Source organism: Fannyhessea sp. C0108B2 (assembly GCF_056583915.1).
This window is the reverse complement of the sequence record NZ_JBWPJQ010000008.1, coordinates 65,309-77,944: the sequence shown is the minus strand read 5'-3', so window position 1 is coordinate 77,944 and position 12,636 is coordinate 65,309. Positions and strand designations below refer to the sequence as shown.

The 12,636-nt window shown below is 43.4% G+C and carries 9 protein-coding genes; all 9 read right to left on the bottom strand.

The window, feature by feature from the left end:
- Positions 1 to 79: 79 nt before the first annotated feature.
- The 9 genes from rbfA to lspA all read right to left on the bottom strand — a co-directional run bounded on the left by rbfA (position 80) and on the right by lspA (position 12,589).
- A complete protein-coding gene (gene rbfA, locus AC1DBT_RS05065) occupies positions 80 to 463 on the bottom strand; it encodes a 30S ribosome-binding factor RbfA (protein ID WP_006302830.1) in 384 nt (127 codons plus the stop codon).
- A 6-nt stretch (positions 464 to 469) separates the two neighbouring features.
- Positions 470 to 3,208, bottom strand: coding sequence for a translation initiation factor IF-2 (infB, locus tag AC1DBT_RS05060; RefSeq protein ID WP_480018858.1), 2,739 nt, complete (start codon positions 3,206 to 3,208; stop codon positions 470 to 472).
- 50 nt (positions 3,209 to 3,258) lie between these two features.
- Positions 3,259 to 4,503, bottom strand: a complete 1,245-nt coding sequence (gene nusA, locus AC1DBT_RS05055) for a transcription termination factor NusA (protein WP_480018857.1) — start codon at positions 4,501 to 4,503, stop codon at positions 3,259 to 3,261.
- Between the two features lie 73 nt (positions 4,504 to 4,576).
- Positions 4,577 to 5,047, bottom strand: a complete 471-nt coding sequence (locus AC1DBT_RS05050; RefSeq protein WP_416428335.1) for a ribosome maturation factor RimP — start codon at positions 5,045 to 5,047, stop codon at positions 4,577 to 4,579.
- A 214-nt stretch (positions 5,048 to 5,261) separates the two neighbouring features.
- Positions 5,262 to 7,919: a leucine--tRNA ligase gene (gene leuS / locus AC1DBT_RS05045; RefSeq protein ID WP_480018856.1), complete on the bottom strand. Its 2,658-nt coding sequence runs from the start codon at positions 7,917 to 7,919 to the stop codon at positions 5,262 to 5,264.
- 11 nt (positions 7,920 to 7,930) lie between these two features.
- The gene (locus AC1DBT_RS05040; RefSeq protein WP_480018855.1) at positions 7,931 to 9,445 is read right to left on the bottom strand and encodes an IMP dehydrogenase; all 1,515 of its coding nucleotides are present in this window, start codon (positions 9,443 to 9,445) and stop codon (positions 7,931 to 7,933) included.
- 148 nt (positions 9,446 to 9,593) lie between these two features.
- Positions 9,594 to 10,892, bottom strand: coding sequence for a glycosyltransferase family 2 protein (locus AC1DBT_RS05035; RefSeq protein WP_480018854.1), 1,299 nt, complete (start codon positions 10,890 to 10,892; stop codon positions 9,594 to 9,596).
- Between the two features lie 184 nt (positions 10,893 to 11,076).
- Complete coding sequence (locus AC1DBT_RS05030) at positions 11,077 to 12,093, bottom strand: RluA family pseudouridine synthase (protein ID WP_480018853.1); 1,017 nt, start codon at positions 12,091 to 12,093, stop codon at positions 11,077 to 11,079.
- Positions 12,086 to 12,589, bottom strand: coding sequence for a signal peptidase II (gene lspA / locus AC1DBT_RS05025; protein ID WP_480018852.1), 504 nt, complete (start codon positions 12,587 to 12,589; stop codon positions 12,086 to 12,088). The genes AC1DBT_RS05030 and lspA overlap by 8 nt, the downstream gene beginning before the upstream one ends.
- Between the last annotated feature and the right edge of the window lie 47 nt (positions 12,590 to 12,636).

Sequence of the window (12,636 nt, the reverse complement as noted above, 5' to 3'; positions counted from 1 at the left end):
TACGTTCCTTAAGAATCTATGTTATAAACCACAAGCTCAGATTAACGCCGCATACATAAGCAGCGATCTCCAAGCTCGGCTATTCTTCTATGGGATAGCCAAACTCATCCTTAGAAACGTGGATCGTTTTGGGTACATCCTGCAAAGCCTGACTAATACGCTCGGCTTGATCGGCTGTGGTATCAATCTTAAACACAAGCGCAGGAGTTACGCGCCAGTCAAGCGCGTGACCAAGCAGGCGCCTAATCCTGCTTTTTGCACGCGCAAAACCACGCTGTACTTCTTCATAGCGAGAACTCTCGCAACTTACATATACAACCATGAGTGACTTATCAACTGACACCTCAACATCACTCACTACCACAAGTGATAAGTTGGGATCTGCTATATCAAAAAGCAATATATGTGCAAGTTTCTCACGCGCAATATGGTTAATATGGCGTGATTGCTGATTTTGTTTCATACCTACCTACTCTGTACGAGCAACTTGTTCAATACGATAAGATTCAATAGTGTCACCAGGGTGAATATCTTGGAATCCGTCTAATCCAATACCGCATTCGTATCCTGCTTTTACAGATTTAACATCGTCTTTGAAGCGGCGCAAGGATGCAAGCTTACCTTCGTAAACAACAATACCGTCACGAACCAAACGGCATAAGTCATCACGGTGAACTTCGCCTTCTTCGACCATACAACCAGCAGCGATACCAACTTTTGGAACCTTAAAGGTGCTTCGAACCTCAATGGTTGCGCTTTGAACCTCTTGTTCGGTTGGCTTAAGCATACCAATACGTGCAGCATCAATGTCTTCGATAGCTTTGTAAATAACGCTATACGTTCTAATCTCAACACCTTGACGTTCAGCCGCTGCGCGTGCTTTAGCTTCGGGACGAACACCAAATCCAATAATAATTGCGTTTGAAGCGTCTGCTAAGACAACGTCGGTTTCTGAAATTGCACCAACAGCCGAGTGAATAGTATTAAGTCGAACCTCAGACTGATCCATCTTGTCGAGCGAATCTTGAAGCGCCTCAATAGAACCTTGAACATCGGCTTTAATAATGAGATTGAGCTCTTTAACATCGGATGCAGCCATGGTATCAAAGAGGTTTTCAAGGGTAACGTGGCGAACACGATTTTGCTCCTCGATACGTGCCTTAAGCTGGCGTTGTTCAGCCAATGCACGAGCATCGCGCTCATCAGAAAAGACACGGAACTCATCACCTGCACCAGGTACGCTTTGCAAACCAAGTACCTCAACAGGATCGGATGGACGAGCAACTTCTACATTATTTCCACGCGGGTCAATCATAGCGCGGATTTTACCAAAGGTAAGACCTGCAACAATGGCGTCACCAACATGGAGGGTTCCTCGGTTAACCAAAAGCGTTGCAACAGAACCACGACCGCGATCAAGTTTTGCTTCCAAAACATTACCCGAAGCAAACGTGTCAGGATTGGCTTTAAGCTCTAATACATCGGCCTCAAGCAAAACAGACTCAAGCAGCGTATCAATGCCTATGTGTTTTTTAGCCGAGATGTCAACAAACATGTTGTCTCCGCCCCAGTCCTCAGGAATAACACCATGCTCGGTAAGTTCTTGACGAACACGATTGGGGTCGGCACCAGGTTTATCTATCTTGTTAACCGCAACGATAATAGGTACATTTGCAGCTTTTGCATGGTTAATAGACTCAATCGTTTGAGGCATAACACCATCATCGGCAGCAACGATAAGGATAACAATATCGGTAACTTTAGCACCACGCGCACGCATTGCCGTAAATGTAGCGTGACCTGGTGTATCAATAAAGGTAATCGTACGGCCGTTGATGCGAACCTGAGATGCACCAATTGCCTGTGTAATACCACCTGCTTCGCCAGATGCAACGCCTGTGTGTCTAATAGCATCCAAAAGCGACGTTTTACCATGGTCAACGTGACCCATAACGGTAACCACGGGCGGACGAGGTTTAAGATCTTTAGGATCATCGTAGAATGAGAAGGTATTTTCTTCTTCTTTAGTCATAATCTTAATATCGCGATGCATATCATCAGCAACAAGTTCAATAAGATCATCAGACATAGACTCGGTAAGCGTTAAAGGAGAACCAAGCAAGAATAAGCGTTTAATAATATCGTTAGCATTAACGTTTAACAACTTTGCCAAGTGAGAAACGGTAGAACCTTGCGGAACTTTAATAGTATCAAGTTGAGATATGTCTTGATCGTTAGCAAGAGCTTCTTGAATCTTCTGCTGCTCTGCAGCCTGCTCTGCCTGCTGTTGTCTGCGTTCCTTACGCTTTTTACGACGACCAGTAGAAGCACGATTTGCCTCTTCAACAGCTTCACGCGCTTCTTCGAACACGCGTGCATGACTATAGGCCGCAGCTTCACGCGCCATGCGAGAATAGCGATCTTCTTCGTTTGACTCCTGACGACGTCCGCGTTTTTGCTTACGAGAGCGCCCCTGCTCTGAATCGTTATAATCCATGTCATCACGAGACATATGAGATGAATTACGACGACGCTTATTATGAGGCGTATCGGCAGAGTCTCCACGAGTTGGTGCCTCAGCTGATGAAATGTGAGAAGCCACAGACGTGTTATGTGCTTTTTCGTGTGAAGACGAAGGCGCAGCCACTACAGAAGTTTTGTGAGCACTTTTGGCATTTTTAGCATTTTTATGCTCCGCCTTTTTCTTTTTTTGCTCAAGATTTTCTTGTAAAACTACTTCTTGCTGAGCAATCTGATCTAAAAGACTGGAAAAACCAGAAGTTGCACGAGGAGCGGTGTCTTTAACACGTGTGCGCTCTTGCTCTGCTTCAAGGCGCGCCTTAGCTGCTGCAGCTTCTTCTTCTGCACGCTTACGAGCCGCTTCGGCAGCTTTACGTTTCTTCTCTTCTTCTTTGCGCTCAGCTTCGCGACGAGCTTCAGCTTCGAGACGTTGTTTTTCTGCAGCTTGCTCGGCCTTCTTTTCTTCTTCAGCGCGCTCTTGCTCGGCTTTAAGCTTCTTGGCTTCAATCTCAGCAGCACGTGCTTCTAAAATAGGTTGCAAGCTTTTTTTAATAATAGAGATATATGCATCCTCAATCGTAGAAGAAGCACTTTTAACAGGAATCTTAAGTTGAGCTAAATGATCAAGCATCTCTTTGCTTGACATTCCGTAATCTTTAGCAAGGTTATGTACGCGGGTTTTTGCCATATAAACACCTTTCGTTGGGGGCTGTGTCGGATTTCGAGGAAAGCCGCGCACTAAATGAGTGAATCTGGATCATCGGAAAAATCGCTTTGAGCACCCGAGGCAAGTTGTTCGTGAAGACGACAATACCTAGAACCCGGACGAGCAACATTGCGACATTGACCTTTATCGGCGCTTACAAATTCGCAGCGATAGTCGCCGTCTTTGTCAACGGGCTGAGGGGTTTTCTTAAGATCGCGTAAAATGTCGGCTGCAAGCGTTTCGTTTTTGATGTCAATATGCATGCCCGTAAGACGCGCAGCCAAACGAGCATTTTGACCCTCTTTACCAATAGCTAAGGAAAGCTGATCGTCAGGAACAATCACGGTAGCATAATTGTTTTCCCTATCAACTAAAACACGTGAAACTTTAGCAGGTGAAAGTGCATTAGCAACATTGATTGCAGGGTCATCGCTCCACATAACAACATCAACGCGTTCACCGCGAAGCTCTGAAACCACCGTGCGAACACGCGAGCCTTTAGGGCCAACACAAGCACCAACGGGGTCGAGATGAGGATCTGTAGAGCTTACCGCAATTTTTGAACGAATACCAGGTTCGCGCGCAACAGACGCAATTGAAACAACACCATCAAAAATCTCAGGCACTTCGAGCTCAAACAAACGCGAAATAAGATCGGGATGCGTACGCGACACAACAATGGATGGACGCTGACGCTCACCTCTTATTTGCTGCTGATTAGCGTGAGGATCGCGAACCTCAACAATTAACGCACGAAGACGCTGATTGTGGGCATAGTGCTCATTAGCAGGACGCTCATTTCTTTCGTCAGGATAACGATGAGGATCAAAATAAGGAAGCTCTGCCTCTACTCCATCACGTATTTTAATAATGGCAAAGTCGGAGGTAGTCTGTAAAACAGTACCGGTGATAAGATCACCAACGCGCTTTGAAAACTCTTCAAAAATCTGCTGACGACCAGCACTGCGGATAATTTCGGCAAGTTCTTGCTTAGTATGCTGTACAACTAAACGGCTTGCTTCTTTTGGTGTTACATCGCGCTCATCAAAGTCTTGGTACTCCCCTGTTTCGGGATCGGGCTCGCCTTTGGGAATAAGCTCATACACATAAACTTTTCCAGTAACACGGTCGATAGTAACACGTGCTCCATGCTCAAGATGTAAAATGTCAGCATAATTTTTAGCAAGTGTTTGTTCAAGTCGATCAACAATATAGAGCTCGTCTAAATGCGTTTTTTGGCAAATATCAATGAGTGCTTCTACCATGTTCGATGCCATATATAAATCCTTTCAACAAAGGCAAAACCCGCCTTTTTACTTTTTGTAATCTGCTTGCTTGTACGAGATAAAACTAAAATGTAGGTTTAATTTTGCACGACTTTACGTCATCTATCGTAAACGTCATATCTTGGCCGTCAACGATGAGGGTAAATGTATTGTCTGCAACAGATGAAAGCTTGCCAGTAAACCGTTTGCGGCCCTGTTGTGCGCGCGTGACAAGTTCTACCTCTTGACCACAGAAACGCTCAAAATCGTGAATGCGACGAAGAGGGCGTGCAAGACCAGGAGATGAAACCTCCAGCGTGTAAGAGGAATCAATTGGATCAAGACTATCAAGAACTTCATTAATCCATTCACTTTGAGCGGCTACTTCGTCTAAGGTAATGGTAGGCAAAGTCTCATCAAGATGGTCGATACGCAGGCGAATAACCGGAGCTGTTCGCGTTCCAGCTAGTTCAACATCAACAATATCAATGCCTCTTGGCGTAGCTGCTTCTTCCAAAGCCTTGAGCAAGGTTGTCTGAATATCTTCTAAGCTCACGTGCACTCCTCACCACACAGCATATAACCGATTCATATTAAAAGGAAGCAAGGTCGAAAAACCTTACTTCCTTACAAAAGTCAAAATAACTTACGTTCAGTGTAGCACAACAAACGTATCACCACAACATATGCACGTTTACATACAGCGCGTACGCAAACGCCGCACAAAAGCGTCGGACATTAAACGCAAGATGAGTTCAACCATGGAAAAACTAGCAAGCAACAATGTTTACCAATTTATGAGGAATCACAATTACTTTTTTCACCGTTTTTCCTTCAAGCTGAGCGGCGACACTTTCAAGAGCTGCTTGTTGGATAACCTCAGAAGAAGCATCAGCATCAACTTCTACATGGCCACGCACTTTACCTTGGATTTGAACAACAATTTCGATGCGAGATTGTTTTGTACGTGCTTCATCAAACTCAGGCCAAGACGCGTCATAAATCGAATCAAAGGGCTTTGAAGTATCAACAAATGCCTGCTGGTAAATTTCTTCAGCCCAGTGTGGACACACAGGAGCAAGCAGCAAAACAATGTCATGCGCCAAACGCAGCGCAAGATGAGGATTAAGTGTTTCGTGTTGATCTACATAACACTTAGACGCAGCGTTAACCAACTCCATAACTGCAGAAATAGCAGTATTAAATTGATTTTTATCAAAGTCACGCGTGCATTTAAGACCAAGCGTATGAAGCGCGCGAACAAGCTCTTGCTCGGCGTGAGTAAGATTTGCGTGCTCTAAAGCAGAATCGTTAGGAACTATGGTTGTGCTAAGACCTGCATCGCGTGCAGCAAAAATAAATTGCCAAGCAAGACGCCATGCACGCTTGAGAAAACGATTAGTGCCTTGAACAACTTCGGTATCCCAATCGAAATCTTTCTCGGGCGGCGCAATAAACAAAATTGCCAAACGCAAGGTATCGGCACCAAATGGTTCAATAACACTTGAAGGTGGCACAACGTTACCCTTAGATTTGCTCATCGTATCGCCATGTTCATCGCGAACCATACCTTGACACAAAAGATTGGTAAACGGCTCGTCGATTGAACACAAGCCTAAATCGCGCATAACTTTTGTCCAAAAACGTGAATACAAAAGATGCAAAATAGCGTGCTCGATACCGCCAATATAGTTATCTACCGGCATAAAACGCTCAACGGCTTCTTTTGAGAAAGGAAGCTCAGTATTATGAGGATCACAATACCTTAAGAAATACCAGCTTGAACAGGTAAACGTATCCATCGTATCGGTAATGCGTCGAGCAGGCTTTCCGCATTTTGGACACGTAGTTTCATAGAATTCTTTTGAATCAGCAAGCGTTTGGCCATTCTCAAGATTTAAGTGTTTAGGCAATAAAACAGGCAAATCTTTAAGCGGAACCGCAACATCACCACATGCGTCACAGTGAATCATAGGAATTGGATTTCCCCAATAACGCTGACGAGAAATAAGCCAGTCACGCAGGCGATATTGAACAGTCTTACGAGCACAACCCTTGTTGGTAAGATACTCGGTAATAGCTTGCTCGGCTTGAGAATGCTTACCACCTTTCATTCCCGTAAAGGGACCCGATTGCACAAGATAACCCTGAGCTTCCATTGCTTGATCCCACATGACATGGCGCACTTTAAGCTCTTTTTCATTACACAGCTCGTTGTAGAGGTCGTCATCTTGAGAGCAAATGATAGGCGCGATCTCAAGATTATATTTTTGAGCAAAATCAAAATCGCGCTGGTCGCCGCATGGAACACCCATAACAGCACCAGTTCCATAATCACTTAAGACATAATCAGCAATCCAAATAGGTACCAGACGATTATTAACAGGATTAAGGGCATATCGACCGGTAAATACACCATTCTTTTCGCGATGAGAACCTTGACGATCAACAGCAGAAATTTTTTCGGTAGCAGCTTTAAGTTTTAGAAATTCCTCTTCGTGAGCAGTTCCTTGGACTAATTTTGCTGCAACTTCACTTTCGGGAGGAAGCACCAAAAATGATACACCATAAATCGTATCTGCACGCGTGGTAAATACCGTAAGTTTTTCGAGCTCACCCAAAGAAGAACGCTGTTCATCGGTGATAAATTCCGTCTCTTTGCTCACAAGCTTGTCGCTATCGCAGGCGGCAAGAACAGAAAAATCAATCTCGGTACCAACAGAGCGGCCAATCCAATTTCTTTGTTGAGAAATAACGTTTTCTGGCCAGCCGGTAAGCGTATCAAGGTCATCAAGAAGCTCTTGAGCATAAGCGGTAATTTTAAAATACCATTGTGAAAGCTTCTTTTTTTGGTTGATTGTATCGCAGCGCCAGCATCTTCCGTTGATAACCTGCTCATTAGCAAGAACGGTTTTACAAACAGGGCACCAATTTACTAAGGAATTTCCACGATAGACTAATCCCTTTTCCCACATTTTAATAAACATCCACTGACCCCAGGTGTAATAAGTTGGGTCGCAAGTGTTAAACATGCGTTGGTAATCATACGAAAATCCCATACGCTTCATGGTAGAAATTGCCTGATTGATATTAGAATATGTCCATGTAGACGGCTCGGTATGATGCTTGATAGCAGCGTTTTCTGCAGGTAGACCAAACGCATCAAAACCCATAGGATGCAAAACATCAAATCCACGCATACGCGCTTGTCGAGCCATTACATCGCCTATGGTGTAATTGCGTGCGTGCCCCATGTGAAGATCACCAGAAGGATAAGGGAACATCTCAAGCACATATTTCTTAGGGCAATCTTTTTTTGAATCTGTAGCAAAGCTATTGTTTTGCTCCCAAACCTTTTGCCATTTTGTTTCGATCTGTGCTGCGTCGTAAACAGGTATCTCGTGCGCAGTTTGAGAATTTTGTGACATAGAGGCTCTCCCTACCTAAAGTTCATATCGGAATTTGATTCTTTTAACATAACATCGTGCGCGCCGCCTTCTACCAAAGACGTAGCAGAAACGCGCGTAATACGTGCTTTATCGCGAAGTTCAGCAAGCGTGAGCGCACCACAGTTACACATGGTAGAACGTACTTTTGTAAGCGATCCTTCAACGTTATCTTTAAGTGGTCCAGCATAAGGAACGTAAGAATCAACGCCTTCAACAAATGACAGAGCTTTCTTTTTACCGCCTAAATCGTAACGCGCCCAGTTGCGTGCACGAGCAGAGCCTTCGCCCCAATACTCTTTAACATAGGATCCGTTTACGTTAAGACGACGTGTTGGGCTCTCATCAAAACGTGCAAAATAACGGCCCAACATAAGGAAGTCAGCACCCATCGCAAGAGCAAGTGTCATATGATAATCGTAAACAATACCACCGTCAGAACATACAGGAACATACACACCTGTTTGCTCGTAATACTCATCGCGAGCACGGCATACATCGATCAAGGCAGAAGCTTGACCACGGCCAATACCTTTTTGCTCGCGTGTAATGCAAATTGAACCGCCGCCGATTCCAACTTTAACAAAATCGGCGCCACAATCAGCAAGATATCTAAATCCAGCAGCGTCAACAACATTTCCAGCACCAACTTTTACACTGGTACCATAGTGCTCGCGAATCCAATCAATAGTGAGCTTTTGCCATTCAGAGAAACCTTCAGATGAGTCAATGCACAATACATCTGCCCCAGCGTCTATAAGCAAAGGTACACGCTGTGCATAGTCGCGTGTATTAATACCTGCACCAACGATATAACGTTTGTGCTCGTCAAGCAGTTCATCTGGACGAGATTTATGAGAATCATAATCCTTACGAAATACCAAAGAAACAAGATTACCGTCATCGTCAACAATAGGAAGCTGATTAACTTTTTGCTCCCAAATAATATCATTACACTCTTTAAGCGACGTGCGCGCGTTTGCGGTTATGCACTCAGATGCTGTGGTCATAAATTCACGCACAGGCTTTTGCGGTTCATCACGAGACACACGATAATCACGAGATGTGACAATACCGCAGAATTTACCAGTAGGAGTACCGTCTTCGGTAACAGGCATGGTGGTATGACCAGTACGTTCTTTAAGCTCCAAAACATCAGCGAGCGTCATATCAGGAGTTAGCGTAGAATCAGAAATGACAAAACCAGCTTTATAGCTTTTAACCTCACGTACCATTTGTGCTTCATTTTCGGGACTTTGAGAACCGTAAATAAAAGAAATGCCCCCTTCTTGCGCAAGTGCAATAGCAAGACGAGGGCCAGAAACGGCCTGCATTATAGCTGAAACCATAGGAATATGCATGGTAATAGAAGGCTTTTCACCTTTTGCATAGCGTACAAGAGGCGTCTCGAGCGAAACATTAGACGGAATGTTTTTACTTGAGGAATATCCTGGTACCAGCAAATACTCCGAAAATGTATGCGATTCTTCCTCAAAAAATTTAGCCATCCCAATCTCCTTTGGCTCGACATCCTGTACAGTAATACATATCGCTTAAAACGATACATGTGTTGCGCTTTGCGATTTGTGTTGTTGCTAAAGTCAACAACGCATCCGCTTATACCTTAAATTGTATAGATTGTAGCACCTTTGCAATTTATATGTTCTGTGTTCCTTCACTCATAACTTGATCAAAATTAACAGCTATGTCGTGTTTAGTAGGAACCCATTCAACTTTTTTAAACAAGGCGGCTACCGTAATTGGAATATAGGTCATCATAAAGAGCGGGAACGTAAAGATATTCGCAAGTACACGCCACTTCTTACGTGAATGGATATGCTTTCTTTCGGAAATAGTTGTAATAAGACCCAAAATAAAAAACGTAATGTACATAGACAAAAACGTAACAAAAAGTGATGCGATACACATTGCAAGCTCGGCAGTAGTTGCTATAAAACCATGACTTAAGCTTCCAACAATAAGATAAGCTGCATTTACGAAAAACGAAAGAAGCGTAAGTATCATTCCTGGCGCAACGGTCATAAGCATGTCATACGAAGAAAAACGTTTATGCGAAATACCGTGTACCAAATTCTTGAAATACGAGAAAAATACCTGATAAAAACCCTTTGTCCAGCGCATACGTTGTGTCCATGACGCTTTAAAGGTGATGGGTTGTTCGTCAAAAAACTCTGCAGGCGCATAACCAATTTGAATATCATGAGCACAACAAAAGGTAGAAAATTGAATGTCTTCAGTAAGCGTATGAAAACGCCACCCATGCATACCACGAATAATAGGAACTGCAACCATCCAGCCCGAGCCCGAAATTGCGCAACTTGTTCCAAGCATCATACGAGCATTATTTAAAAACTTGGCTTCGCGCAAAAACCAAAGTGCATATGCGGAGCTAATCCAGCTCGAATCAAAATTCTTTGAATTCCTATAACTGGTACATACAAGATAGCCTGCGTCATAGGCCCGATTCATAATCTCAACGTAATTAGGCGACAAAATATTATCTGCATCCATAATAAAGAACGCATCATACGCGTCGGGTTTTTCGTCTAAAATTCGGTTAAATGCATAATCAAGCACCCAACTTTTACCCTTACGAACAAGGTCATTACGTGCCCAGGTAATAGCACCTGCAGCTTGCGCACGTTCAAACGTTTTATCGGTACACGCATCTGCAATTACATAGCAATCAATGGTGCCTTCATATTTTTGAGAAAGGATTGAAGTAACTAAATTGCCTACCACAGACTCCTCATTGTGAGCAGGAATTACAAATGCATACCGATGGTGCTTTTTTGCTTGAGGCAAAACAACATTGCCTTTGAACATAACGCGAATTAAGTACACGATCTGATAAAAATAAGCAAACGTAAAGAAGAACCATACAACACCGTTAAAAATAACGATAGGCGTTATTCCAAGCGCAGTTAAATTCATATAGTCTAACTCCCAAATCCTTATGTAGACCCATAGGTAATGGATCCCATGACCGAATGAGTTTGTACATCTATAGTAGCGTAAATAATGAGCTATACATCTCAAAAAGACAAAAGTTACGAGTCTTTAAAATAATTGCAAAAGAAGGAAAAAGACCTAAATCTGCACGAGATACAAAAGCTGCTTAAAGTTTGAGCTCAGCGCATATGCGCTCGCCGTCTGCAGTTCTACCCATTGATTGAGGTTGAAGCCGCGCTAAAACCTCGGATAAATCGGACGGAAGCGTATCGCAAAATTGGAGATGTTCATGCGTTATAGGATGATCAAATGACATGCGCCACGAATGTAAAAATTGCCGTTGTAATCCCTGATTAAGTGCATCGCCTTTTCTTCCATAGAGCGGATCTCCCACAACACTATGACCAACGTAGCGCATATGTACGCGAATTTGATGCGTTCTACCTGTATAAAGATGGCACTCAAGCAGCGAATACCCATCGTCTTTTGAACCTGCCTCAAATCGTTCAAGCGTTTTAAACGTTGTAATAGCTTCGCGTGACGCAGGATCTTTGCTTATGCACATTTTAAGGCGATTTTTTTTGGAACGCGCAATACCAGTTGTGATAGTACCTTCATCAGGCGTAACATAACCTTGCACCAGCACAATATAGCGACGATCAAAGACACGCAAACGGATTAAATCTTGAAGCGCTTGCTGGGTTGCGTTGTCTTTTGCAGCAACCATTAAACCAGTTGTATCCATATCAAGGCGATGCACAATACCTGGGCGATCGTCTCCTTGCAATAATCCTAAATGCTCGTATCCACAATGCGCTACTAAGGCATTAGAGAGCGTGTCATCAACGTGACCAGGAGAAGGATGACATACCAAACCCGTTTGCTTTGAAATAACTAACAGATAATCATCTTCATAACGAATATCCAAAGGGATGGATGCATTAGGCATGATATGAGATGACAAGGTATTTTCTACTTCTTGAGCTACACAGATGCGATCACCTAAGCGCACACGCTCGGATTTAGACAACGCAAGTGTATCATTAATTTCAACTTTTCCCTGTTCAATAAGGTGTGCACACGCATTACGTGCGCCTAATTCTGAACACGTTGACAAAAAAGCATCAAGCCGCATGCGATCGTATTGAGGTGTAACTAAAAGTTGAATATGCGTTTCACTCATCTTGCGCCTGATTTCGAGAGACAACATAAGAATAAACAAAGACGCCACATGCACCAAGCGTTACATATATGTCGGCAATATTAAAAATAGGAAACGAGATAAACTGTGTTGCAAAAAAATCGCATACGGTGTGATATATGAGCCTGTCTATTAAATTACCTAAAGCACCCGAAGCGATAAGCATTAACGTACACCCAAGAAAAAGATTGGTGCATTTACGTATAAGATAGTAAAAAATAGCACACAGCGCCACAAGCGCACATATAACAAAAAACGGAAGCGCGCCTTCGGCAAAACTAAAGGCGGCGCCACTATTTTCTACGTGATAGAACTCAATAATTCCTTCTAGGAAAGGACGCTTTGCAAAAAGAGGTAACCGATCTCTTACGATACATTTACTTAGTTGATCAATGCCCACAAGCACACATGCACATATAAACAGAGTTAGCAAACAAGGCAAACTCAGGCCCTGTTGTTTTGAGCTCTGTTTTGTCATACACGAATCCTCTCTTTATCATCAAAAACACGCTGCGCTCAACTTAA

Coding starts and splice junctions, on each gene's coding strand:
- lspA (WP_480018852.1), bottom strand. CDS start 12,589: ATGACAAAACAGAGCTCAAAACAACAGGGCCTGAGTTTGCCTTGTTTG.
- rbfA (WP_006302830.1), bottom strand. CDS start 463: ATGAAACAAAATCAGCAATCACGCCATATTAACCATATTGCGCGTGAG.
- AC1DBT_RS05040 (WP_480018855.1), bottom strand. CDS start 9,445: ATGGCTAAATTTTTTGAGGAAGAATCGCATACATTTTCGGAGTATTTG.
- AC1DBT_RS05030 (WP_480018853.1), bottom strand. CDS start 12,093: ATGAGTGAAACGCATATTCAACTTTTAGTTACACCTCAATACGATCGC.
- infB (WP_480018858.1), bottom strand. CDS start 3,208: ATGGCAAAAACCCGCGTACATAACCTTGCTAAAGATTACGGAATGTCA.
- nusA (WP_480018857.1), bottom strand. CDS start 4,503: ATGGCATCGAACATGGTAGAAGCACTCATTGATATTTGCCAAAAAACG.
- AC1DBT_RS05035 (WP_480018854.1), bottom strand. CDS start 10,892: ATGAATTTAACTGCGCTTGGAATAACGCCTATCGTTATTTTTAACGGT.
- leuS (WP_480018856.1), bottom strand. CDS start 7,919: ATGTCACAAAATTCTCAAACTGCGCACGAGATACCTGTTTACGACGCA.